Below are 23,211 nucleotides of genomic sequence, written 5' to 3'. Positions count from 1 at the left end.
GCGCGCACTTCATGAAGAGACGCCAGGGGGTTGCGGGATACGAGGGCGGAGCATCTGCGATCGTTGCTGCATGCTGCGTAAAGATTTCGTCCATCGCCAGGTTCACTTGATCCTCCAATTAGAAGCAGGAAAGGTACGGACGCCCCGTGGAGGTGGCAAGTCCTATCCGGAGTTGCTCGCCACTGCCGCTGTAATCGCATTGAGAGGACGTGCGGCCGGAAGTCGAGAGCCGCGTGCCGGCCCAAATCTAAATGTGATCCGACCTCGATGTTCCTTCAATGTTTCGACCCCTTGTTCAAGAAAATTGACGTCAGATGGCAATTCTGACGGCGTTGGAGCGCTGCGCTGAGCTCGCTATGTCTCCTCCGAACGTGACCAGTCCGGTTTGCACGCGACCGACGATTGCTCAGGGCGGTCGTGCTGGCTGTCAAATAGGGAAGAAGGACGAATGGCCTACAACCTCAACATCAATGGTCGCAGCATGACCGTGGAAGCGGACGGCGACACGCCGCTGCTCTGGGCTCTGCGTGACATCCTCGGTTTCAAAGGCACCAAGTTCGGGTGCGGCGTGGGTCTTTGCGGTTGCTGCACCGTGCATATCGATGGTGTCGCGACGCGAGCTTGCCAGACGCCGATCGACAGCGTCGGGACATCCGAGATAGCAACGATCGAAGGACTGGCGACCTCAGACCCCGGACGTCGTATTCAGAAGGCGTGGCTCGATCTCGAGGTCGTCCAATGCGGTTATTGCCAGCCTGGTCAGATGATGTCGGCAGCCGCGCTGCTGACCGAGAACCCCGATCCGACGGATGAAGACATAGACGCAGCGATGTCCGGAAATCTGTGTCGTTGCGGAACCTACAACCGCATTCGCGACGCGATCAAGTATGCCGCTCACCTTGATGCGACGATGGAGAACGCACAATGAAACACGTCTCCGATCGGCCACAGGCCGGACTGTCGCGTCGTTCCTTTCTCCTGGCCGGTGCCGCGGCCGGAGGAGGTCTTCTAATTGGCGTTTCCTTCGATCCGGCTTCTGCTAAGGAGGCTGCTAAACAGACCTTCGTCCCCAATGCGTTCATCAGGATCGAGACGGACGGCACCATTATCCTCACGATGCCGTACGTCGAGATGGGGCAGGGCACGTACACCTCCGTTCCGATGTTGATCGCGGAAGAACTCGAGGTCGATCTGGACGGCATCCAACTGGAGCACGCTCCGGCCAACGACGCGCTGTATGGTCATCCGATTATGGGCGCGCAGGAAACGGACGGATCGCTTTCCATGCGGGCTGCTTGGGAGCCCATGCGTCAGGCGGGTGCGGCAGCTCGCATGATGCTCGTCTCCGCTGCGGCCGTCAGGTGGGGCGTGGAGGCCGCCGATTGTCATGCCGAAAGCGGATTCGTGGTGCATGGCAAGACGAACCGCCGCGTCGGTTATGGCGACATCGCCGCAGACGCCGCAACGATGTCCATCCCCGAGCAGGTCGTCCTCAAAGACCCGTCCTCGTTTAAGTTGATCGGCACTCCGCAGAAGCGGCTCGACGCACCGCAGAAGGTGGCCGGCGCGACGCAATACGGCATCGACGTCCGGCTACCTGGTATGAAGATCGCCGCGGTAGTCGCGTCGCCGGTACTTGGTGGGCAAGTCACGAGCGTCGACGACGGTGCCACGCGAAAGATCGCGGGCGTGCGCGATGTAATCCGCATCCATGACGCCGTTGCCGTCATCGCCGATCACTGGGCCGCGGCAAAGAAGGGGCTGGATGCCCTCGTCGTGACATGGGACGACGGGCCCAATGCCCAATTCTCGACAGCTCAGCACATGATCAATCTCGAAAACGCCGCGCACCGCGATGGTGTCGTCGCTGTGCAGAAGGGCGATGTCGCCGGCGTTTTTTCACGGGCCGAACGTCGCCTGGAGGCGGACTACCGGCTTCCGATTTTGGCCCACGCGCCTATGGAGCCGTTGAACTGCACCGCACACATTCACGATGGCAAGTGCGAGGTCTGGCTCGGAACCCAAGCCGCCTCGAGGGCGCAGAAAGCGGCGGCCGCCGCGGCGGGCCTGCCGTTGGATCGCGTCGAAGTCCATAACCAGTACCTCGGGGGTTCGTTCGGTCGACGGGCCGAGGCCGACAACGTTACACAGGCGGTCCTGATCGCACGGCAGGTGGATTACCCGGTCAAGGTTATCTGGAGCCGCGAAGAGGATACCCAGCACGACTTCTATCGCCCCGCCTACTTCAATAGACTCAAGGCCAGCCTCGACAGCGAGGGGCACATCACGAGCTGGTTCCACCGGGTCGTCGGTCCTTCGCCATTGGCGCGGTGGCTGCCGATCGCCGTGCAGAACGGTCTCGATCCCGACGCGGTCACCAGTGCGACCGGACCGTATGAACTGTCGGACATACACGTGGACTACGTTCGTCACGAGGATCACTCATTCCAATCCGGTTTCTGGCGAGGAGTGGGCACCACCCATAATGTCTTCATCGTCGAGGGCTTCGTCGATGAGCTTGCGGCCCTTTCCGGGAAGGACCCACTCGAGTTCCGGCGGGAGCACGTCAAGAACAATCCTCGCGCACTCGCAGTGCTGGATAAGGCGGTAGAAGAGTCCGGCTGGGGCACGCCGTTGCCGGAAGGCACGGGCCGGGGCATCTCCCTCCTGCAGGACTTTGGCGGCACAATTCTCGTCCACATCGCCGAAGCCACCGTAGACGATGCCGGCGCGGTGAGAGTTTCCAAGGTCACCTCGGTAGTCGACTGCGGAAAGATCATCAATCCCGACACAGTCAAAGCCCAGATACAGGGAGGAGCCATTTTCGGGCTCTCAGCTGCTCTGTACGGGGAGATAACCTTCAACAACGGACGCGTCGACCAGGGCAACTTCGACACCTACGCCGCCGTTAGGATGGACGAGGCCCCGCGTGTGACGGTTCATCTGATCGATAGTGGTGACAAGCCCTTCGGCGTCGGCGAATCCGGCACCTCTGGTATCGGGCCGGCTGTCGCGAACGCGGTCTACGCCGCAACCGGGAAGCGGGTCAGACAGCTTCCGGTCACGCCCGAACTTCTCAAGTCGTAATCAATTCCAAACATCGCCCAGCGCGCCCCATCGAGTGAACAATCGGCGCAGCAAAGGAGGCTACCTTGCATCGCTCTTTCAAAATTGCCCTGGCCACGGTCATGGTCATGTCGATCCACCTGTCTACCGCACTGGCGGAAGGCAGCCTGGAGCAGGGAGAGAAAGTCTTCAAACGTTGCGCTGCATGCCATGCGGCGACGGATCAGAACAAGACGGGGCCGGGACTTGCGGGGATCGTGGGGAGGACTGCCGGGAAAGCCGCCGGATACAACTATTCTCCGGGTTTGGCGTCCTCGTCGCTGGTTTGGGACGAGCAGACACTGGATAGTTTCCTTCAGAGTCCGCGAAAGCTCATACCAGGAACCAAGATGACCGTCAGCGTTCCAAAGCCGGACGACCGTCAGAGCGTCATCGTGTACCTCAAGTCCTTAGCCGCGGGGAACTGACGCGCATCGGCGCGGGCCTTGCATCAGCTTGGAAGCGCCGGCCCCTTTCCAGAGACTGGCGCGCGTAACCGAAGCGTCGACCATGACACTGGCCTTGCCTGCCGCCCGAGGCGAATGGGCCTCTACTGTACTTCCAGTCGGTAGTAGGTAGCAAAAGCCACCAACGGCCGCTTCTGCCCTAAGCGGACGTCGGACTTTGCGGCCGACGTCCCTTGCGGTTATCAGCGCCGTCGCGTGGTCCGCTGCTGTGGATCGCTTTTCGTCGACACGGGCACTGGATGACTCGGAATGCGGTCTCCACCAGGTCGGCTCCACGGAACGCGCAAGCTCTCCCATCATTCAGGGGATCGCTTTCCGGTTCAGAACTGGCACACGTCCGGATGCATCAGTGGACCGCGCTTTATCCAGACCCGGGCACCGGACTTGCCGACGCTTGCATGGAGCGGCACTCGGGCCGGGAGACGTCCCCATGCCTGGCGTTCCAAGAACTCACCGCCCACGACCACTTCGCCGGACAGGACCAGGAACTCGAGCCCGTCGGCATTCTCCACTTTGACGTCCTTGCCGGGCATCCATGTTTCGATGCCGACCTCCTCGTGGCCGTCTTCGAAGAGGATAAGCGCCTCTTTGACGCCTGGATGCGGCGCGCCCGCATCGCCTTCGCCGGGACGGCGGACGATTTGGTTGCGGTCCTCGGCCCGGAACTGCCAGAGGCGCACGAAGATCGTGCATCCGTCGGCCGAGGCCGGGACATGCGAAGTACCGGGCGGGTTGCGGATGTACGAACCCGCCGGGTAATCGCCATGCTCGTCCTGGAATACGCCCTCGAGAACGACGAACTCCTCGCCGCCGCCATGGGTGTGTTGCGGGAAGGCGCTGCCGGGCGCATAGCGCACGATCGACGTCGCCCGAGCCTTCTCGTCGCCGATCCGGAACAGCATCCGGCGGTCTACGCCCACTGCCGGGCTGGGAATCCATTCGAGTCTGCTACCGTGCACGATGACAGGTTTGGAAAGATCGTCGTTGATCAGCATGGTCAAAGCTCCGCCAGTCCGCCATCCATAACAATTTCGGCACCGAGCATAAAGCTGGTGTCGTCGCTTGCGAGGAATGCCACTGCGGCGGCGATCTCCTCTGGTTTGCCCATACGTCCCGCAGGGACGCGCGCGCCCACCTTTTCCGCGTAGGCGCGAAACTGGTCCTCCGTCTGTCCGGGGCTTCGGTGGATCGGCGTCTCGGTCGGGCCGGGGCTCACCGCGTTGACCCTGATGCGCCTGTCGGCCAGTTCCGCGGACATGGTTCTCGCGAACGACCTGACCGCGGCCTTGGATGCCGACAAGGCGGCTCGCCCGGTCGTGCCGACCTGGTTCAGCCAGGAGGTGTTGAGAACGATCGATCCGCCATCCGCCATGATCGGCAGTACGCTCTGCACCGTGAAGAAGACGCCTTTCACGTTGATGTCCATGAGGCGGTCGAAGGTTTCCTCGTCGGTGGTCGCGATCGGTGTGCCATAGGCGACGCCGGCGTTCGCGAACAGGATGTCGAGCTTCCCGAACCTCGCGCCCAATTCCCCAGCCATCGCCTTGAGGTCCGGAAGCGAGCGGACGTCGGCGCGGATCGCGAAGACATCGCCGCTGAGTTCGGCAACGGCCGCTTTGAGCTTGGCCTCGTCAGTTCCGGTTATCGCAACACGAGCGCCGTCGGCGGCGAGACGGCGTGCCGTCGCCAGGCCAATGCCGCTGGACCCACCCGTAATCAGCGCGGACTTTCCCTTCAGCATGCGATTGTCTCCTTTCGCTTTGTGAGATTCCGAATGATGTGCTCCACAGCGATCTCCGCCGCTTCGACGGCTCCTGCAAGATAGCCCGGATTCACCGGACTGGTTTCGCTTCCGGCTAGCGAGACGCGACCGATCCAGTCACCGCTGACCCATGGCTTACGGTCCGGGTGGGGATGTGCGCCGCCCAAGCGATCGTCCGCCGTCGCCGTGGCCGGATCGGTGCTCCAATCCTTCAACAGCACGGCGCGCGGCCGTAGCGCTTCGCCGCCAAACAGGCGTCCCAGCTGCTCGACGCAGGCCTTCTTGAGGACTTCCTCGCCGATACGGCCGCGGTCATCGGCCGCGATGCCAACGAAGCCGAAGAGGGCTGCCGCGCCCGTCGCGGTCGAGGCATCATGGACTTCGGCAAGGGGACCGACCATGCTTTGGGCCGTGCCCGAAAGGCCGGCTTCGCGCCAGAAAGCCTTATCGTAGATCGCGAAGAACTTCGCATGCGGTGCCATCCAGGTCGCCGCCGAACGCCAGCGCGCCGACATGGCTTGGTCCATTTCCGGCTGGAAAGTCACCACCGATTGAAGCAAGCGGGGCGGCAGGGCAAAGATCACATGGTCGAACCGAGCCTCATTGAAGCCGTCTTCCGAGATCACCTTCAGCGTGACTTCGTCGTTCTCCAGGGACGCTGCGACAATGCGATGTGACGTACGAATTCGCTCGGACGGGAGGCCCGAGGCGAGAGCTTTGATGAGAGCGTTGGTGCCGCCTGCGAACCGCATCGAACGGGGTTCGTGGGAGATGCCGGGGTATCTCTGCGGCGGCGCTCCGCGGGTGCGCTCGTAGACCGCCATCCCCTCGTTGGGCTGGGGGAAGGAGCCGACTCCGAGTTCGTCCACCAGCGCCGCGAGTGGCGGCTGCATTTCGGGCCAGTACCATGACGGACCAAGGTCGAAGCCGTCGTCGGAGGCGAGGCCGTCAGGGCCGACGGACAGTATGCGGCCTCCGAGGCGCTCGCGGGCCTCGAACAGCACGAAATGTATATTGGCCGCCTGCAGAAGGCGGGCGGCGTGGAGACCGGCGAGGCCGCCTCCTACTATCGCGACGGCTGTCTTCATGGTCGTTCCCTCGGGTTTGAGAGGGCCGGTCGCCCGGCCCCCGGCTGTCACTTCTGTGGAAGAACCGCCACCGCGTCGAGGACGCGCGCGGAGTATGTCAGGGCGGCACCCGCGTTGAGCGCCACCGCGACGCCAAGCGCTTCCGCGATCTCCTCGCGGGTGGCACCGTGTTCGAGCGCAGCCTTGCTGTGAACCGCGATGCAGCCGTCGCAACGCGTCGTCACCGCGACCGCGAGCGCGATCAGTTCGCGTGTCTTCGCGCCCAGCAGGTTTGCCTTGTCGCCAGCGGTGTCGAGCGCGACCACGCCGCGGATGGTGTCGGGCGACATCTTGCCGAATTCGCCGACGCGGCCGAGCAGTTCGCCACGGTATCCGTTCCAGTCCATCATCGCCGACGTCCTTACTGGCGACCGGCGGTCACGCCGCCGTCGACGGGAAGCACGGTGCCCGTGATCCAGGATGCCTGGTCGGAGGCGAGGAACATGATCGCCTCGGCCACGTCGCTTGGCTGGCCGTTGCGACCCAGCGGATGGAAGGCGTCGAACGTCGGCAGGACTTCCTTGACCTGCTCGTCCGACATGAAGGTGTTGTAGACCGGGGTCTCCACGACGGCCGGAGCCACGGCGTTGATGCGGATTTTGAGCGGGGCGAGTTCGATCGCGAGATTGCGCACCATCGCGTGAACGCCTGCGTTGGCGGCAGAATAGGCCGCCGACGGAGTAGCGCCGATCGCCTGAATCGCCCACATCGAACCCGTCTGGACGATCGCACCGCCGTGGTCCTTCATGGCCTTGGCGGCCGCCTGGGCGGTGAAGAACTTGCCTTTGAGGATCGTATCAAGATACCAGTCGTAATCGCCTTCCGTCAGTTCCAGGAACGGCTTCGGGTTAAAGACGCCCGCATTGTTGACCAGTACGTCGAGCCTGCCGAAGCGGGAAACCGCGGCGTCGACGAGCGCCACGCCGACGGCCGGATTTGCGATGTCACCAGCGGAAACCGCGACCTTCTTGCCTGACGGATCGATCTCGCGCGCGGCGGCTTCTAGCTTCGAAAGGTCCCGCCCATTGATGACGACCGAAGCGCCTTCCTTGACGAACCGGGCCGCCGTCTCTTTGCCTATACCAGAGCCGCCGCCGGTGACCGCTACTACCTTGCCTTCAAAGCGCATTGTATTCTCCTTGTTTATCTATCGGTAGATAGGTTGACTGCTCCTACTTAATCGTTGATAACGGTTTTGGCAACCTCTATCTATCACTAGATAGGTAAAAGGAGATTTTGGATGAGCGACATGGCGAACGCGATCATGGACGCGGCCGAGCGCCGCATCCGCGCAGCGGGCTACAACGGGTTCAGCTTCCGGGAGATCGCTGCCGACGTCGGCGTCAAGAGCGCAAGCGTCCACTACCACTTTCCGACCAAGGAGCGGCTCGCAGCTGCGGTCGCAAGCCGATACACGGACCGTTTCCTGAAGTCCGTAGAAAGCCGCGTCGCCACTGGAGCCGACACACTTGAAGCCTGGAAAGGAGAGTTCCGGCGGGCGCTCGCCGAGGATGGACAGATGTGTCTATGTGGCGCGCTGGGTGCGTCCGCTCGCAACCTGCCAGCGGAAGTCATCACCGAGGTTCGCGCATTCTTCAAGCGCGGTATCGACCTGCTGACGTCGTCTGGAATGTCCGTTGAGAAAGCCATGGGTCTCTTCGCAACGCTTGAGGGAGCGATGCTGATGGCCAATACGTTCGGCGACGCACGCGCCTTTGACCAGGCAACCTCGATCTACGGCTGACGTCTCCTATTGGCGCATCTGTGTCATGGCGGCAGTCGGCCCTAATCGGGCAGACTACGCGAGATTGTATTTGACTGCTCCTTAGGGTTTCATGCGGCAAGCATCCGTTTTCTGCCTGCAGCAAAATTCCGATGTCCCCTGCTGCAACAGCCATCGTATGGGAGGCTAGCCAGTATGAAAGATGTCGTCGCGTTGGTTACGGGGGCAAGCCGCGGTGTCGGCCGCGGGATTGCGCTGTCGCTGCTCGCCGAGGGAGCCACGGTCCACGTTACCGGCAGGACCCGTTCCGAGGCGGAAGCAAGCCTGGGAGGTAAACGCGCGGGATCGCTGGAGGGGCTTGCGCTTGAGGCTGCGGCATTATCCGGACGACTAGTCGTTCATCATTGCGACCACAGCAACGACGCCGAAACCGAGCGCGTGGCTGAAGAGATCAGGGCCGCCAACAGGCTGGACATTCTGGTGAACAATGCATGGCCCGGCTATGAAAACATGGTCGAGGATGGCGATTTTACCTGGCCGCGCCCTTTCTGGGAGCAGCCCGTCTGGCGGTGGGACGCAATGATCGGCACCGCGCTGAGGGCGGCTTTCATGATGTCGCGCGCAGTGGCACCGACGATGATCTCGACGCAGCGCGGTCTGATCGTCAATATTTCATTCTGGGCAGCTCAATTCTACGACGGCAACGCGATCTACGGCATCGCCAAAGCCGCCGCCGACAAGATGGCCACGGACTTCGCACATGAACTGCGTCCACATAAAGTCGCCGCCGTCGCACTCTATCCCGGGCTGGTGCGCACCGAAGCCGTCATGCAGAACGCCGAATATTTCGACTTGTCCAACTCCGAGTCCCCGAGGTTCATCGGCCATGTCATCGCCGGACTTTGGCGGGACCCTGCGCTGATGTCGAAATCCGGGCGTGTCCTGGTCGCGGCAGAGCTGGGTCGGGAGTATGACATTGCCGACGTCGACGGCTACAGACCTGTTCCCCTCAGCGCGGCGGACTTTGTGAAAAGCTGAATTCCTGTCGGTCTTTTCAACGACCCGGTTGGTCGGCTGATCCTTCAAACAGTTCGTGGAAAACCTTGGCGCTCCGCCGAGGCGATCTTGCACGTCAATTTTCTCTTGGCTCCGTCTGCCGCGGCATGGAGCGACGCTCTTTGGTTTGTCCGCTTGTCGGTCGCCGCGCACGACCACCGGCTGGTGGCATTTGCTACATAACTCCGCTTTCAGTTGCCTGACCGCTCCCGTCCAGGCCGCAACATGACAGGAATGCGCGATCTCGCCAGTCGCGTATCATCTGGTTATCAATGGACATGGTCGTGAATGATCGTTCCGGTCGGAGAGACGCCGAAGAAGTCCTTCAACGGCGTCCCGCTTGCCAGAATGACCTTGTCGCCGGCCATGGTCACTCGGCGGACTTCGCACTTGAGGTCGGGGATTGTCTCGCCCCGGGTGAAAGATCAATTGTTCGCGGTTCAGGCGTGAGCCTTCTTCCCCACAAGTGATCCAACGTGGGTGGACACCTCGCGAGCAACACCCCCATGCCTTCCGAGCAGGCTGATTTTGGGCGTCGTAGAACAGCGCGACAAGCTTCTTCGCCCTGTCGGACGGTGGCTGCGACAGAACCCGTTCCGCCTTCAACGATCTCTGATGCCATACAAGACAGACGAGGTCGGCGTCAGGAAATCTCGAAGCTCCTTGTGAAGGAGCAAACCGCCGATGACCAACGACCCAGAAAAGAAACTGCTCACCACCGCCTCCGGAACTCCGGTCGTAGATAACCTCAATATCCAGACCGCGGGTCCGCGGGGACCCGCGCTGCTACAGAACGTCTGGCTGATCGAAAAGCTTGCGCACTTTGACCGCGAGGTAATCCCGGAACGCCGCATGCATGCCAAGGGAGCGGGTGCTTACGGGACGTTCACCGTCACACACGACATCACCAGGTACACCCGCGCGAAGCTCTTCTCGGAAGTCGGCAAGAAGACGCCGATGTTTGTCCGCTTCTCGACCGTCGCCGGAGAGCGCGGTGCTGCAGATGCAGAACGCGACATCCGTGGATTCGCAATGAAGTTTTACACAGAGCAGGGCAATTGGGACCTCGTCGGGAACAACACGCCCGTGTTCTTTTTCCGCGACCCGCTGCGCTTCCCCGACCTAAACCACGCCATTAAGCGCGATCCGCGAACTGGCATGCGCAGCGCGCACAACAACTGGGATTTCTGGTCGTTGCTCCCGGAAGCGCTTCACCAGGTGACCATCGTGATGAGCGACCGCGGTATCCCGCGAAGCTTCAGGCACATGCACGGTTTCGGGAGCCACACTTTCAGCTTCATCAACGCCGAAAATCAGCGGTTCTGGGTAAAATTCACCTTCAAGACGCAGCAGGGCATCGAAAATCTGACGGACGCGGAGGCGGAGGCGGTCGTCGCGAAGGACAGGGAAAGCAACCAGCGAGACCTCTTCTATAGCATCGAAAGCGGCGACTTCCCGCGGTGGACGATGTATGTGCAGATAATGCCGGAGGCCGACTCGGCGAGCTATCGTCTAAACCCATTCGATCTCACCAAGGTTTGGCCTCACGCAGACTACCCGTTGATCGAAGTCGGCGTCATGGAGTTGAACCGGAACCCCGAAAACTTCTTTGCGGAAGTCGAACAGGCAGCGTTCTCTCCAGCGAATGTCGTGCCCGGGATCGGCTTCTCCCCCGACAAGATGTTGCAGGCCCGCCTGTTCTCGTATGCCGACGCCCAGCGCTATCGGCTCGGTGTGAACTTCAACCATATTCCCGTCAACACTGCGCAATGCCCCGTCCATAGCTACCATCGCGATGGCAAGATGAGGGTAGACGGCAACCTTGGCCGAACCCCGTCATATTTTCCGAACAGCGCGGCGGAGTGGCAGGATCAGCCGGACTTTTCGGAACCGCCGCTTGCTGTCGATGGTGCTGCCGCGCATTGGGATCACCGCGTGGACGAGGATTACTACTCTCAGCCGGGCAATCTCTTTCGAATGATGACGCCTTCGCAGAAACAGGTCCTGTTCGAAAACACGGCCCGCGCGATCGACGGAGCGAGCGCCGAGGTCATACGGCGGCACATCGAGAATTGCCGGCGCGCCGATCCGGCGTACGGGGACGGGGTGGCGAAGGCAGTCGGGCTATCCCTCTAGCAGACGGCAGGCCTGGGCCGCCGGCTCACTGCAATCGCTCCAGGCTTCACGTCTCGGCGTGTGCTCCCGACGCAATATTCAATGTTCGCCGCTGCCGCGGGATACTCCCGCGCAAGCGCCCAAAGGAACCAATCCATGACCAACGTAGAAAAGTATGACCTCATCGTCTTCGGAGGCGGCAAGGCGGGTAAAACCCTTGCCATGGACGAAGCCCGCGCAGGAAAGAAAGTGGCAATGATCGAAGCCGGGATGATTGGCGGCTCGTGTATCAACGTCGCCTGTATTCCAAGCAAGACATTTATCCGCAGCGCCGAGGTTGCCCATACGCTCGGGCAGGCGGCGCAGTTCGGCCTCACCGAAGCAACCGCCGAGCCGGATATGGGAATTGTCGCCGCTCGAACCGCGAACGTGGTGGGCGAGATGGTCAAGACAAACCAATCGGGTTTCGATGCCAGCGGTCTCGAGCTGTTGTTGGGATGGGGCGCGTTCGTGGCCCCAAGGATCATTGCGGTGGCGGGGACCGCTGAGCCGCGGCACGTGACCGCCGACAGTATATTCATCAACCTCGGCACGGTCGCCGACATCCCGGACCTCCCCGGACTGAAAGATGCCAACCCCCTCACGCACGTTGAAGCGTTGCGTATTGGAGAACCTGTACGCAAGCTGCTGATCCTCGGCGGTGGTTTCATCGCCCTTGAGCTTGGTCAGGCCTTTAGAAGATTGGGTGCCGAGGTGACGATCATCGAGCGTGGCCAACGCCTCTTGCCGCGAGAGGACGCGGACGTCGCCGAAAACATCCTGGCGGCGATGAAGAACGAGGGCCTGGAAGTCGTACTTGGCTGCGAGGTGGCCTCTGTTACCGGGATGTCGAGCGAGGCCGTTACAGTGACGGCCGCGGATGGGGCAAGCTTTGAAGGAACGCACCTGCTTGTCGCCACCGGCCGTCAGCCGCGAACCAATAACATCGGCCTGGAGGTCGCTGGCGTCACGACCGACCAACGCGGCTTCATTGAGGTCGACGATCATCTCAGAACAACGGCGAGTGGCATTTGGGCGATGGGCGAGGTCGCCGGAACGCCGATGTTTACCCACGCGTCGCTCGATGACTACCGGATCGTCAAAAGTGACCTTAACGGCGGGACCCGACGCACGACCGACAGAACCATACCGTACTGCGTTTTCATTGACCCGGAATATGCCCGTATTGGGTTGAACGAAGAGGACGCTCGTCGCGGAGGCTCGACCTACCGTGTTGCAAAGCTGCCGATGGACGTCATCCCCCGCGCTCGAACGTTATCCCGCCGGGAAGGATTCATGAAAGCGATCGTCGCAGCACACACCGATGAGATACTCGGATTCAGCATGCTCGGCGAAAACGCTGGCGAGGTGATGAGTGTCGTCCAAATGGCGATGCTCGGGAAACTTCCATATACGGCGCTTCGAGACTGCATCTTTGCGCACCCGACGATTTCGGAAGGGCTGAATATGCTTTTCGCGAACGTCCGCACCCCGAGCTGAGAACGTACTTCCACGGTGAATAACGGCGGTGTCTGCGTTTCTCAGACACCGCCGGCAGGTCAACGCTTGAGGGCGACCTCGATAAAATGGACAAGGCAGTCGACTTCTACGGGCTTGGCGAGGAACGCCAAAGCGCCGCCATCCATAGCTGAGGTGCGGGTTTTCTCGTCGCGATACGATGTCATGAAAATGATAGGCGGTTTGGGAGGTTGGTCATTCAGGTGGTCCTGAAGTTCCAGCCCGCTGAGACCCGGCATTTTGACGTCCAGAAGGATGCAGCCGATCGCTTCCCTGTCCCCATGAGCCAAAAAGTCCTCTGCGGATGCAAAGACCTGGCTCGTGTACCCGCAAGACTTCACAAGGCTGTCGAGAGCTTCTCGGATGGCGTCATCGTCGTCAACGATGGCTACAGTCAGGGACGAGGACACGGTGTAGAGCTCTCATGAGTTGGTTCAGGGGGCGACGATACCCCGTAACCGGAAGACGGCGGTATCATACGTCGGTGTGAGGCCGATTGGCTTCCAGCATTTCAAACTTCTTGACGAGGTCGGTGACGGACTTCGCCTCCATCTTCCTCATGCCGTTCCCGCGATGAATCTTCACCGTGATTTCGCTAATGCCGAGGTTGAACGCGATCTGCTTGTTCATGAGCCCTTTGACGACCTCCTGCATTACCTCTCGTTCGCGCTGCGTGAGGCTCCTGTATCTTGCCATCAGCGCGCCAACCGCTTCGGATTGCTGTTGTCGCGTTGAGCTTACTTCGAAGGCCGCGCGGACGGCGTCGAGCACATCCTGGTCTTTGAACGGCTTCGCAAGGAAATCCAGAGCACCCGCTTTCATCGCTCTCACGCTCATCGGAATGTCTCCATAGCCCGTCATGAAGATTACCGGCAGGCGGTTTCCGGTTCGTTCGAGTTCACTTTGAAAGTCGAGGCCATTCACGCCAGGCAGGCGGACGTCCAACAGCAGGCAGCCAAGGCCCCCAGGTCCTGCATAGTTCAGGAATTCCGCTGTGTTCGGGTAGGTTACAACGTCGATATCGGCGGAGCGGAAAAGGTCGATCAGAGATTCCCGGAACGACTCATCGTCCTCGATGATGTGGACGGTTGGCATTGCTTTGGGTGATGCCGGCTGCGGGTTCACTGCGTTGCCCTGAGAGGAACCGTCATTTCGAACACTGCTCCAGTGGTTGCATTCATTCCGGTCAGACTTCCTCCCATCCCCTCCATCGTGGCGCGGCTGATAGAAAGACCGATTCCCATCCCGTCAGGTTTGGTGGTGAAAAAGGGCGCAAAGAGCTTTTCCCTTATGCCGTCGCTCATCCCCGGACCGAAATCTCTCACTTTCAACGACAGCGCTTCATGGCTCTTTCGCGACAGAGACAGCTGGATGAGGCGGTCGCTCTCAGGGATGCCCGCGACCGCGTGGATGCTATTTGAGATCAAATTGATCAGAACCTGTTGCAGCTCGATCCGGACCGCGTGCACGGTCGGCAGGCTGTCCTCGACGTCCAATGTCAACTGGACTGCATCACGCTGCAGCTCATGATCCATGAGGGCACGAGTTTCCTCGACAAGGTCCGGTACCGACACATCCTCGAACTTCCGCCTTTCCTGCTTGATGAAATTGCGGGTGTTCAGGATTATGTCGCTCGCCCTTTGGCTGTCTCGGATCATACGCTCGGCAGAACCTCTCACCGCGACCAAGTCGGGCGGGTCCTTGTCGAGCCATCGCACCAAGGTCTGTGCATTTACCACGAGCGCTCCCAGAGGCTGGTTCAACTCATGAGCAAGCGAGGCCGACATCGCCCCCATGGTGGCAGCACGGGCGGCGTTTGTGAGCTCCGCCTGCGCGTCACGAAGCGCCCGGTGGGTCTTTTCACGGTGTGTGATGTCAAACATGGCGACGGCTACCCGCCTGAAAGCAGCAGGATCGTCCGGGAACCTCAGGCTCAAGAGGACCTCGCGTTCGCTGCCGTCGTACCTCACAATCCTGCATTTGCCCTCGAACCGGTTGCGACCACGGAAGACGCAATCGAGAATCTCGGCCATCGACTCCATGTTGGCCGGGACAAGCGACTGCAGCGAAGCTGGAATCTGTTCTCCGGGAGGGAGACCGATGAGCTCTCTAGCCGCGTCGTTGGCCGCGATCGTTCGAATTCTTGAAACGGCTTCTGCCATGACGTCCGGGTGCGCCGAGGCGTGGGTGCGGAAATCACGAACACCTGCCGCCTTGAGCGAGACGAGGAACTCCCGGACCAATGAGTAGTCACGTTCCCACAGTGCGACCCGGCTTTCTTCAAAGATCGAGCGATAGCGACTCTCGCTCTCCGACAGCGCGCTGTTGGCTTGGATCAGCTGGTTGTGGGCCGTATCGTTGCGGAGGATCAGGGCGCATGTGATAGAAAGCGCCGCCAGCGAAACGACCAGTCGTAATGAACTGGCGAAATCAATGCTGTTGCTATGACCGATGGCAAAGGCGAGAAAAGCCAGCAAGCCACATATACTGGCTGCCGCGATCGTTCCGGCTCGCGACAGAACGGGAGCCGCGAGAAGAAGAGCGACCACGTAGAGCACCGCGATTGCACTTTCAATCGTAGTGAAGGCGTCAATGTAGAAGACAACGCCCGAGAGCGGGAGCGCAAATAACGCAGTGCGGAGTTCCTGAGCTAGTTCTTGGCCCGCGAGTCCATTTTTCATCCATCCACTCGTCGTCACCCGAGCACTCCCGCATTCGACGAAGTCGACGGTTACATTGAGGGCTCTCCGACACACGACAGCGGACTTTGGCAAATCCCGTCGCGCTCTATCGAGCTTCCCATGAATACGGGTCGAAGCTACCACAGGGCATCAGGGGAATAGATTATACTCGAGCATAGTCCCTCTGCGGGACGACGCCTTGTAGTGGAGATTGCTGAAATGGAGGCCGCCCCCGGCGGCGTGGGGGCGGCCTCGGCGGACCAGTTGTCCGCGCTGCCTCGGCGGGAGGGGGAGACCGAAGCAGGCAACGCGCCAAAGCGCGTGGTCCGCTCTGTTAGAGGAGGGGCTCTTTCGCTGCGGACAAGAAAAGAACTACCATCGACAGCTGTGCTTTTAAATTATACTCAGGTTTGATCATGGATACTTTCCTGTGTTCGAAGTGCCATCGGATATTGTCTCCAAGACTTCTCGAATTGAATAATCCAGTTTCACCGCATACATCAGCCTTCTTTCCAAAGACGAAGGAGGTCGATCACCGTGGATCGTTTGAAAACCATGGAGGTTTTTGTGAGGGTGGTAGAGGCTGGCAGCCTTTCCAAAGCAGCCGCAACGCTCGCCGCACCTCGTTCGTCAGTAACAATGGCGATGAACCGCCTTGAAAAGCACCTCGGCGTTCGGTTGCTGCAGCGGACAACGAGAAACCTCAGTCTTACCGCCGACGGCGAAGCATACTACGCGGAATGCCGCCGAATTTTGCACGACATCGACGCCGTCGAGGCTAGCCTTCGAAGGGACCTCAAGTCTCTTGAGGGACGGCTCCGTGTCGATATGCCAGTGTCGATCGCGACGTCCGTTGTCATACCTAAGCTGGACGTCTTCAGACGCCGTCATCCAGGAATTCGGATCGCGATCGGAGCAAACGACCGGCGGCTCGACCTGGTTCAGGAGGGCATCGATTGCGCAATCAGAACCGGCGCATTGGCCGACTCTGCCTTGGTCGGCAAGCGTGTCGGCGGGTTCAACTGGATCACCTGCGCAACTCCGGAATATCTCTCCGCCAATCCTGCGCCGAAAACTCCGGCTGACCTAAAAGCACATAAGCTGGTTGGTTACTTTCACGGCGACGGTACCGGCGAGAAATGGACCTATATGAACGACGGCGGCTCGGAAACCGTCCAGGTCGATAGCGAGGTGTCGGTCAACGAGACGTCCGCTTATCTTTCGTTGGGACTAGGTCATCATGGGGTTGTGAGACTGGCGGACTACATCGTCCAGCCTTATCTCGAAAAAGGCCTGCTGGTGGAGCTACTGCCTGAATACCGACCTCCATCCACGCCTGTCTCGATCTTGTATCCGACATCCAGGCATCTATCACCGCTGGTCCGCGCTTTCGTAGATTGGGCTGCCACCTTGTTCGCACCGGCTCTACCGAACTTGGACGACAAAGTTGCAGCAGGGGAGGCCTGAACGGCGATGGGGCAGGAGGAGTGACCGCTTCGGGCGCTACCCCTTTCAAGCCCGCTCTGTCAGCACATCTTGGTACTGGGCGGCACTGTTGTGTCGGGACATTTGGGATCGGTAGGTTCCCGGCGTCGTTCCGTAAACCCGGGTGAAGATGCGTGTCAGATGCGCCTGGTCGGTAAACCCGCATTCGTACGCGATGCTAGCGATCGCTTCCTTCGTTTCCGAAAGGAGTTGTGCAGCCCTCTCGGCGCGCTTGCTGCGCAACCACTGATGGACCGCAAGGCCCGTTGTCTGCTTGAACGCCTTGCTGAACGTACTAACCGGCATGTTACAGACAGCGGCGATTGATTCGAGCGACTGGTCTCTCGTCAGATCGCCGAGCAGGTACTCTTCGATTTTCTTCATTTGCAATCGCGTGAGGCTGCTGGACCTCACCAACGGCCTGGCACCGCCTCGGTAGTTGTCCAGCAGATAGGCGGCGAAGGCGATACCGACGTGATCGAAGAACAGTCTGCCCGCCGCGGCAGGGTTCTCCAGCGCCGGAAGCAGTGAGCGGCACAGATGCGCAGCGACCGGATCGACTCGCGCTTTGTGCCCTTCAAGACCGTGGAACGCCGGCATGTCTTCTTGTGCGCAGAGTTCCCGCAACACAAGATCGGGAATGTGAAACATCAGGCAGTCATAATCCGTGGGTAGATGCGCCCTCGGTTGCTCCTCCAGGTGGACCATGCTGATCGTATCCTTGGCAAACCCACCGGAGTAGAACAGTCGGTCGAACTTCCAAAGCTCGTGGTGGCGAAGCGTTTTCAGCTGAAAGCTGACCACGGATGCCTTTTCGACGGGTATGTCCGCCGTCATTTCTTTCGATCCTTCGTCAGTCCACAATCTGGTGACCGTCATCTGAGATGATCTGAGCGACGACGTCTTGAGCGTCTGGTAGTCTGATACCCCGAACAGGTGGGCGATTTGAGCGCCCGTAGCGGATCGCGGGCTGTGTCTTTCTCTGTTCATCTGTTCCGTCTCCAGACGCTGGGCGTCATTCCAACGCCCGCGACAAATGCTCTTGAAAGGTGGGCTTGGTCGGCGAACCCGCATCTCGCGGCGATGTCCCTCAGGGCGAGTTCGGTTGTCAGAAGCAGTTCCTGTGCCAGGTCGAGGCGGTAGCGGCGCACCCACTGGTTGGGAGTCATTCCAGTTGCCGCGCGGAAGGCGGCCGTGAAACTGGATAGCGGAATTTCGAATTCACGCGCCAGGTCGACCAATCCGATCTGGTTCCCCTGTTCGGAAACCAACATTTCTTGGGCGGCCCGGATTTGTGCCGGCGACAAGTCTACCTCATCACTCCGGCGCGGTCCGCGGTCCCCGTAACGCGCCGTCAGTTCGTTTAGCATCCCGAAAATAAGCTGATCGACGTAAAGGCCGGACGCCGTATTTGAACCGGCGAGAGCCGGAAGCAGAGCCCGGCCGAGGTTCGCGATTACTTCGTTGATTTCACCTGGCGTCACATCGAAGCCGGTGACATGGCGATCATGATTGTCTTCGGCAAAGGATTTGAGCGCATCCCCCGTCAGGTGGAGTTGAAGACAGTCGAATGGGTCTGGAAGGAGGATACGCGGCTCCTCGGCCAAGTGGACGATATTTATCGAGTTCTGTTCATAGGGCAGGGCATTGGAGAGTTTGCCGCCTTTCCACAGTTCGTGGCGGCCAATGCGCTCGATTTGCAGACTTACGATATAGGTGTCTTCGACGGGAATAGGTGCGGTCATCTCGCTACCAAGTCCACTCGAGATCAGGCGCACGGCCGTGAAGCCTGTTGACTTGGGGTGACCTGCGAGGCGCTGCGATGCTCTCGTGGCACCAACATACCTCTCCATTTGCAGGCCGTGATCGTGCGACATTGTTCTCCTACGCCTCTTTGAAACGCCGACGCAGCAGGACGATACATTACGGTCCCCATCTGAAACTATTGGACCGGAAGTATGGATACCCCCTACGATCGGAGGGGGTATTTGCCAATGGTGTGGGCAAATACTGCTCTTTTCGACGCTCCCGAACTTCGAGTTCGAACGTTCCGCTTAGGCTGCGACGGTCGCCATTGACACGTGCTCCAATTAGAACATAATAGGAACATCGGCGATGCGGCCGCCATCTGAAAACTCAACCGGAAGCGCTCCAGTTCGATCTGGAGAAGGAGCCGTCATGTCCGCAGCGCATCGGCAGCCCGCAAGGGATGGAAATGAACCGGTCGACGAGGTCGTCGCGGCGCTAGCCTGGCACGACGGCGACATGCTGGCGACAATTCGCACGCTGTTGGAGGACTGCAAGCACCTTCGCGGCCAACTAGCATTGGTCGAGGCCACTATGAGCATCGGCTTTGCGCGCGGCTGGCGTCCCTCCGCCGACCGGACGGAGCACGGACAATGAGCGACGAACAGGGGGCGGCAACCACGAGGACAGCCCCGGGGCCTTTCGTTCACTATTGCCAGGAGCCTGGCTGCCGGGAATGGGGCAGCTTCGGCTTTGCACTCGGCAAGGGTAAACCCAAGTGGTACTGCTTGGTGCACCGCCCCGAGGTGTGGCCGCCAGCAAAGCTGGCAGTGGCCTTGGGCCAAACCACTGATTCACAACAGCCCGTAATCGCGTAAGCACGTTCAGTGTCGTCGCGGTGGCTCTCTACTGGCGGTCCGTTAATCCTCCCTACAATATGCGGTTGAAATCGGCCCTGCATGTGCTCTACCTCTATCTTCGATTGAGGGGGCGGGAATGATAGTCACGGGGCGCGCGTTCTTGGCGGCTCTTCTTATGTCGGCGGCGGCAACGCACTCACTTGCAGAAGAGCCTAAGTCATCCGGCACGGGTTTCAGCGTTACAGGTGACGGGTGGCTCATGACCAACGCCCACGTCGTCGAAGGATGCGAGCGTGTCGAGGTCAAGGGTAGGGGGATCGCCACCGATCCGCGGATCGACTCCACCAATGACCTCGCGCTTATCAAGGTGTCATCGGACAAAACATGGACGCCCTTGACGTTTCGCCGCGCACCGACTCGGCTCGGTGAGGACATCGTCGCCATCGGTTATCCCCTGGCTGACCTCCTGTCGGACTCGGTCAAGATAACCACGGGCAACGTGAACGCGCTGGCGGGCTTGAAGAACGACACCCGATACATCCAGATTTCTACGCCGATCCAGCCTGGCAACTCTGGTGGGCCCGTCGTGGATCGTGACGGCTTTCTGCTGGGCATAACAAGCGCCACCTTTTCGAAGAAGGCTGCTGACGAAATCGGTATCACTGCTCAGAACGTGAACTTCGCCATCAGGGCGTCGGTAGCCGACCTGTTCATGCAGTCGCAGAACATCGCCAGCCTTTCGGGCGACAAAGCTACCGGGCAACCCGTCCTAACGACCGCCGACCTGGCAGACAAGATCGCACCCTCGGTTCACCAGGTCCTGTGTTATGGGAAGCTGGAGCCCCAGGCATCTGTACAGCGCCAGGAGACGGTAACGAGCCTGCCGCGCCCGGCGGTACCTGCGACACTCCTGGACGCCGCGGGTTACGACGCCATCGGCTTTGATTATGCGACCCTCAAGGACGTGAGCTATCAAGACTGTCGGAACGCGTGCGACAGCGACGGTCAGTGCAAGGCGATCACGTACAACGCCAAGCACCGCTTCTGCTTCCTGAAGAACGACGTAGTCGCCCTCATAAGAAACCGGGACGCCATGGCCGCATATTCGTCGTCGAAGGCCGGCGATATCATGATGTCCGACTTCACCAGCTACTCGGGCATGGACATTCCCGGCGGCGATTACAAGCGGATCAGGCAGACGAACTACCTGGAATGCTTCGTATCCTGCATCGGCGAGACCGCGTGCAAGGCCTTCGCATACGTCGCGAAGAAAAGAGAATGCTGGCTGAAGGACGCCTTGGGACGGCCGAAAGCAGCGAAGGGCATCGAGCTGGGTGTGAAGTGATCTGCGGCCCGCCGCTCTGGATGGCTCTGCCACTACCTCGCTTACAGGGCTAAGTCTTACTCGAGCCTTCGACATCGAGTTCGCGGGCGAAACGAACGAGATCGGGTAGCGACTGCATATTGAGCTTCTTCATCACTTGGCCCCGGTGCGCTTTGACGGTGGGCTCGCTGATGCCGAGCAGAATGGCCGTTTGCTTGTTTCCATGGCCAGCCACGATGAGTGACATGACGTCCTTTTCCCTTGGCGTGAGACCATCGTAGAGCCTCTGCGAGGCATTCGTCGCGGCGAACCGTGCCCGCCGTTGCGAATCGCTCTCCAAGGCAGCATGGATCGCATCGATCAGGTCTTGCGGCCGTACCGGCTTGGTCAGGAACTCCGCAGCGCCGGCTTTGATGGCATTGACCGCCATAGGGATGTCGCCGTGTCCGCTGATGAAGATGATGGGTATCTCGTTCCCCATCCTATTCAGATGGTTCTGAAGAGCTATCCCGCTTTGTCCCGTCAACCTGACATCCAGTACAAGGCATCCGGGTTTGTCGAGATCGACGCGGGACAGGAACTCCTCCGCAGAACTGAAAGTCGTGACCTGAAAACCAATCGAGTCGAGGAGGGCTTCCAGAGCTATCCGGATATCCTCGTCGTCATCAACGATGTAGACGGACCGCGAATGAGACATGGCGCTACTTTGCAAGGTTCCCATTGGCTAGCGGGAGGCTGAAGCGGAAGGTGGCTCCCGGTTCGAACTGAGGGATATCCGCTTTGATCGTGCCGCCATGAGCTTCGATGATCGAGCGGCATATTGAGAGCCCGAGACCCATGCCCTCTCTCTTCGTCGTGAACATCGCATCGAACACTCGCTCCCCGTCGACCGGTCCGAGACCAGGTCCAGTATCCGAGACGAAAAGTTCGATTTCGCTCTCCTCCGGGCGATGCGATCCGATTGAGATTGTCCTGGTGGATACCGCTGCCGCTGACATTGCCTCGAGGGCATTCATGACGAGGTTCAAAACTACCTGCTGAAGCTGGACGCGGTCCCCCTGAACGAGTGGAGGTACAGGCGTCAGCGACGTTTCCACGCTCGCGCCGTGCCTTTTTATCTCGCCCCGCAGCAGACCGACCACCTCCATCACCACGTCGTTCAGGTTGATCTCCGTGAATTTGTCCGGAGCATTGCCCGCGAGGCTGCGGATACTCCTGACAACCTCGCCAGCCCGGTGGCTATTCTGCGACATCCGCTCGGCGGCGGCCTTTGCCTGCTCGAGATAACGCAGGCAGGTCTCTGCATTCGAAACGATCGCTGTGAGCGGCTGGTTGACTTCATGTGCGATAGAGGCAGCGAGTTCTCCAAGTCTGGTCAGGCGGCCGACAAGCGCGAGGTCCGCCTGTGCCTGGCGCAAAGCGTCGTCCATCTGCTTTCGATGGCCAATGTCGCGGAAGACGAGCACCGCCCCCGAGATTTCGCCGTGGTCGTCGATAATCGGCGCACCACTGTCATCAATGTGGATTTCGGTGCCGTCCTTAGCGATGAGCAGCGTATGGTTGGCGAGCCCGACAATCGTCCCGAGGCGGAGGACCTTGGCCACCGGGTCTTCCACTGTTTGCCGGCTGTCCTCGTTGATGATCCGAAAAATATTAACGACAGGTTGCCCAAGGGCCTCTGCCATCTTCCATTTGGTCAGACCTTCCGCCACTGGGTTCATGAACGTGATCAGGCCGGCGGAATCCGTCGCGATGACGGCGTCGCCAATGCTGGAGAGGGTGGTTGCATAGCGACGCTCGCTCTCATGAAGGCGTTTCTCGGCGGCGTGCTTGTAGAGCGCCATCTCGATGGCCGCTCTCAGCTGGGTTTCTTCAAAAGGCTTGAGAAGATAGCCGAAGGGCTCGGATTCTCCGGCCCTGCGAACAGTTTCATCGTCCGCGTAGGCGGTGAGATAGACGATCGGCACCCGCATCCGCTCGCGGATCGTTGTTGCCGCCTGAATGCCGTCCATATCGCCCTCCAGCCTGATGTCCATAAGGACCAGATCGGGTTTCTGGCTTGCAGCCATGGCGATCGCCTCTTCACCGGATACTCCCGCGCCCGCGACGTCGTACCCGATATTTCGAAGCTGGAGTTGTATGTCGCGGGATACGACACGATCGTCTTCCACGACGAGAATTAACTTGCGGCTCACTCGTTGTC

Annotated in this window: 23 protein-coding genes; 11 read left to right on the top strand and 12 right to left on the bottom strand. The window is 60.2% G+C overall.

The window, feature by feature from the left end:
• The first annotated feature begins 448 nt into the window (after positions 1–448).
• The 3 genes from QN224_RS14165 (at position 449) to QN224_RS14155 (ending at position 3,533) form a co-directional block, all read left to right on the top strand.
• Positions 449–928 (top strand): (2Fe-2S)-binding protein, encoded by a 480-nt coding sequence (locus tag QN224_RS14165; RefSeq protein WP_283977221.1) that lies wholly within the window; start codon positions 449–451, stop codon positions 926–928.
• The gene (locus QN224_RS14160; protein ID WP_283977220.1) at positions 925–3,087 is read left to right on the top strand and encodes a xanthine dehydrogenase family protein molybdopterin-binding subunit; all 2,163 of its coding nucleotides are present in this window, start codon (positions 925–927) and stop codon (positions 3,085–3,087) included. Before QN224_RS14165 ends, QN224_RS14160 begins: the two co-directional genes overlap by 4 nt.
• A 65-nt stretch (positions 3,088–3,152) precedes the next feature.
• Positions 3,153–3,533, top strand: coding sequence for a cytochrome c family protein (locus QN224_RS14155; RefSeq protein ID WP_283977219.1), 381 nt, complete (start codon positions 3,153–3,155; stop codon positions 3,531–3,533).
• Between the two features lie 359 nt (positions 3,534–3,892).
• Here the strand turns inward: QN224_RS14155 and QN224_RS14150 are convergent, their stop codons facing one another.
• Genes QN224_RS14150 through QN224_RS14130 form a run of 5 tightly spaced genes read right to left on the bottom strand, consistent with a single transcriptional unit; the run spans position 3,893 to position 7,590 of the window.
• Entirely contained in the window at positions 3,893–4,567 is a 675-nt protein-coding gene (locus QN224_RS14150; protein ID WP_283977218.1) for a cupin domain-containing protein, read from the bottom strand.
• 2 nt (positions 4,568–4,569) lie between these two features.
• The gene (locus tag QN224_RS14145; protein WP_283977217.1) at positions 4,570–5,313 is read right to left on the bottom strand and encodes an SDR family oxidoreductase; all 744 of its coding nucleotides are present in this window, start codon (positions 5,311–5,313) and stop codon (positions 4,570–4,572) included.
• Positions 5,307–6,422, bottom strand: a complete 1,116-nt coding sequence (locus tag QN224_RS14140) for an FAD-dependent oxidoreductase (RefSeq protein ID WP_283977216.1) — start codon at positions 6,420–6,422, stop codon at positions 5,307–5,309. Before QN224_RS14140 ends, QN224_RS14145 begins: the two co-directional genes overlap by 7 nt.
• 47 nt (positions 6,423–6,469) lie before the next feature.
• Positions 6,470–6,811: a carboxymuconolactone decarboxylase family protein gene (locus tag QN224_RS14135; protein ID WP_283977215.1), complete on the bottom strand. Its 342-nt coding sequence runs from the start codon at positions 6,809–6,811 to the stop codon at positions 6,470–6,472.
• A gap of 11 nt (positions 6,812–6,822) precedes the next feature.
• Complete coding sequence (locus QN224_RS14130; protein ID WP_283977214.1) at positions 6,823–7,590, bottom strand: SDR family NAD(P)-dependent oxidoreductase; 768 nt, start codon at positions 7,588–7,590, stop codon at positions 6,823–6,825.
• 111 nt (positions 7,591–7,701) lie between these two features.
• Here QN224_RS14130 and QN224_RS14125 point away from each other — a divergent pair, with 111 nt between their 5' ends.
• The 4 genes from QN224_RS14125 (at position 7,702) to QN224_RS14110 (ending at position 12,894) form a co-directional block, all read left to right on the top strand.
• Positions 7,702–8,205, top strand: a complete 504-nt coding sequence (locus QN224_RS14125) for a helix-turn-helix domain-containing protein (RefSeq protein WP_283977213.1) — start codon at positions 7,702–7,704, stop codon at positions 8,203–8,205.
• Positions 8,206–8,379: 174 nt separating this feature from the next.
• Positions 8,380–9,222, top strand: coding sequence for an SDR family NAD(P)-dependent oxidoreductase (locus tag QN224_RS14120; protein ID WP_283977212.1), 843 nt, complete (start codon positions 8,380–8,382; stop codon positions 9,220–9,222).
• A gap of 702 nt (positions 9,223–9,924) precedes the next feature.
• Positions 9,925–11,376 (top strand): catalase, encoded by a 1,452-nt coding sequence (locus tag QN224_RS14115; protein ID WP_283977211.1) that lies wholly within the window; start codon positions 9,925–9,927, stop codon positions 11,374–11,376.
• Between the two features lie 135 nt (positions 11,377–11,511).
• A complete protein-coding gene (locus tag QN224_RS14110) occupies positions 11,512–12,894 on the top strand; it encodes an FAD-dependent oxidoreductase (protein WP_283977210.1) in 1,383 nt (460 codons plus the stop codon).
• A gap of 59 nt (positions 12,895–12,953) precedes the next feature.
• Here QN224_RS14110 and QN224_RS14105 read toward each other — a convergent pair whose 3' ends face one another.
• The 3 genes from QN224_RS14105 to QN224_RS14095 form a co-directional block, all read right to left on the bottom strand.
• The gene (locus QN224_RS14105) at positions 12,954–13,322 is read right to left on the bottom strand and encodes a response regulator (protein WP_283977209.1); all 369 of its coding nucleotides are present in this window, start codon (positions 13,320–13,322) and stop codon (positions 12,954–12,956) included.
• A 64-nt stretch (positions 13,323–13,386) separates the two neighbouring features.
• Positions 13,387–14,007 (bottom strand): response regulator transcription factor, encoded by a 621-nt coding sequence (locus QN224_RS14100; RefSeq protein ID WP_283977208.1) that lies wholly within the window; start codon positions 14,005–14,007, stop codon positions 13,387–13,389.
• Positions 14,008–14,033: 26 nt separating this feature from the next.
• Positions 14,034–15,593, bottom strand: coding sequence for an ATP-binding protein (locus tag QN224_RS14095; RefSeq protein WP_283977207.1), 1,560 nt, complete (start codon positions 15,591–15,593; stop codon positions 14,034–14,036).
• 537 nt (positions 15,594–16,130) lie between these two features.
• Here QN224_RS14095 and QN224_RS14090 point away from each other — a divergent pair.
• Entirely contained in the window at positions 16,131–17,060 is a 930-nt protein-coding gene (locus tag QN224_RS14090) for a LysR family transcriptional regulator (protein ID WP_283977206.1), read from the top strand.
• A 45-nt stretch (positions 17,061–17,105) separates the two neighbouring features.
• Here the strand turns inward: QN224_RS14090 and QN224_RS14085 are convergent, their stop codons facing one another.
• Together QN224_RS14085 and QN224_RS14080 are read right to left on the bottom strand one after the other, a co-directional pair.
• Positions 17,106–18,068, bottom strand: coding sequence for an AraC family transcriptional regulator (locus QN224_RS14085; protein WP_283977205.1), 963 nt, complete (start codon positions 18,066–18,068; stop codon positions 17,106–17,108).
• Positions 18,065–18,955: an AraC family transcriptional regulator gene (locus QN224_RS14080; protein WP_283977204.1), complete on the bottom strand. Its 891-nt coding sequence runs from the start codon at positions 18,953–18,955 to the stop codon at positions 18,065–18,067. The genes QN224_RS14085 and QN224_RS14080 overlap by 4 nt, the downstream gene beginning before the upstream one ends.
• A 301-nt stretch (positions 18,956–19,256) precedes the next feature.
• Here QN224_RS14080 and QN224_RS14075 point away from each other — a divergent pair, with 301 nt between their 5' ends.
• From QN224_RS14075 to QN224_RS14065, 3 genes are all read left to right on the top strand, one after another.
• Positions 19,257–19,481, top strand: a complete 225-nt coding sequence (locus QN224_RS14075; protein WP_283977203.1) for a hypothetical protein — start codon at positions 19,257–19,259, stop codon at positions 19,479–19,481.
• Entirely contained in the window at positions 19,478–19,702 is a 225-nt protein-coding gene (locus QN224_RS14070; protein ID WP_283977202.1) for a hypothetical protein, read from the top strand. Before QN224_RS14075 ends, QN224_RS14070 begins: the two co-directional genes overlap by 4 nt.
• A gap of 118 nt (positions 19,703–19,820) precedes the next feature.
• Positions 19,821–21,029, top strand: a complete 1,209-nt coding sequence (locus tag QN224_RS14065) for a trypsin-like peptidase domain-containing protein (RefSeq protein ID WP_283977201.1) — start codon at positions 19,821–19,823, stop codon at positions 21,027–21,029.
• 49 nt (positions 21,030–21,078) lie between these two features.
• On the opposite strand, the gene QN224_RS14060 is transcribed toward QN224_RS14065, so the two are convergent.
• Entirely contained in the window at positions 21,079–21,729 is a 651-nt protein-coding gene (locus tag QN224_RS14060; protein WP_283977200.1) for a response regulator transcription factor, read from the bottom strand.
• On the bottom strand, positions 21,710–23,203 hold the full coding sequence (locus tag QN224_RS33890; protein ID WP_283977199.1) for a response regulator: 1,494 nt from the start codon (positions 23,201–23,203) through the stop codon (positions 21,710–21,712). The genes QN224_RS14060 and QN224_RS33890 overlap by 20 nt, the downstream gene beginning before the upstream one ends.
• Positions 23,204–23,211: the final 8 nt, after the last annotated feature.

The organism is Sinorhizobium sp. 7-81, assembly GCF_030124405.1.
GTDB classification, from domain to species: Bacteria; Pseudomonadota; Alphaproteobacteria; order Rhizobiales; family Rhizobiaceae; genus Sinorhizobium; species Sinorhizobium psoraleae.
The sequence above is the reverse complement of the archived record's forward strand: the minus strand, read 5'-3'. Positions and strand labels throughout refer to the sequence as shown.

Coding starts and splice junctions, on each gene's coding strand:
- QN224_RS14165 (WP_283977221.1), top strand. CDS start 449: ATGGCCTACAACCTCAACATCAATGGTCGCAGCATGACCGTGGAAGCG.
- QN224_RS14160 (WP_283977220.1), top strand. CDS start 925: ATGAAACACGTCTCCGATCGGCCACAGGCCGGACTGTCGCGTCGTTCC.
- QN224_RS14150 (WP_283977218.1), bottom strand. CDS start 4,567: ATGCTGATCAACGACGATCTTTCCAAACCTGTCATCGTGCACGGTAGC.
- QN224_RS14145 (WP_283977217.1), bottom strand. CDS start 5,313: ATGCTGAAGGGAAAGTCCGCGCTGATTACGGGTGGGTCCAGCGGCATT.
- QN224_RS14140 (WP_283977216.1), bottom strand. CDS start 6,422: ATGAAGACAGCCGTCGCGATAGTAGGAGGCGGCCTCGCCGGTCTCCAC.
- QN224_RS14135 (WP_283977215.1), bottom strand. CDS start 6,811: ATGATGGACTGGAACGGATACCGTGGCGAACTGCTCGGCCGCGTCGGC.
- QN224_RS14130 (WP_283977214.1), bottom strand. CDS start 7,590: ATGCGCTTTGAAGGCAAGGTAGTAGCGGTCACCGGCGGCGGCTCTGGT.
- QN224_RS14125 (WP_283977213.1), top strand. CDS start 7,702: ATGAGCGACATGGCGAACGCGATCATGGACGCGGCCGAGCGCCGCATC.
- QN224_RS14120 (WP_283977212.1), top strand. CDS start 8,380: ATGAAAGATGTCGTCGCGTTGGTTACGGGGGCAAGCCGCGGTGTCGGC.
- QN224_RS14115 (WP_283977211.1), top strand. CDS start 9,925: ATGACCAACGACCCAGAAAAGAAACTGCTCACCACCGCCTCCGGAACT.
- QN224_RS14110 (WP_283977210.1), top strand. CDS start 11,512: ATGACCAACGTAGAAAAGTATGACCTCATCGTCTTCGGAGGCGGCAAG.
- QN224_RS14100 (WP_283977208.1), bottom strand. CDS start 14,007: ATGCCAACCGTCCACATCATCGAGGACGATGAGTCGTTCCGGGAATCT.
- QN224_RS14095 (WP_283977207.1), bottom strand. CDS start 15,593: ATGAAAAATGGACTCGCGGGCCAAGAACTAGCTCAGGAACTCCGCACT.
- QN224_RS14085 (WP_283977205.1), bottom strand. CDS start 18,068: ATGAACAGAGAAAGACACAGCCCGCGATCCGCTACGGGCGCTCAAATC.
- QN224_RS14080 (WP_283977204.1), bottom strand. CDS start 18,955: ATGTCGCACGATCACGGCCTGCAAATGGAGAGGTATGTTGGTGCCACG.
- QN224_RS14075 (WP_283977203.1), top strand. CDS start 19,257: ATGTCCGCAGCGCATCGGCAGCCCGCAAGGGATGGAAATGAACCGGTC.
- QN224_RS14070 (WP_283977202.1), top strand. CDS start 19,478: ATGAGCGACGAACAGGGGGCGGCAACCACGAGGACAGCCCCGGGGCCT.
- QN224_RS14065 (WP_283977201.1), top strand. CDS start 19,821: ATGATAGTCACGGGGCGCGCGTTCTTGGCGGCTCTTCTTATGTCGGCG.
- QN224_RS14060 (WP_283977200.1), bottom strand. CDS start 21,729: ATGGGAACCTTGCAAAGTAGCGCCATGTCTCATTCGCGGTCCGTCTAC.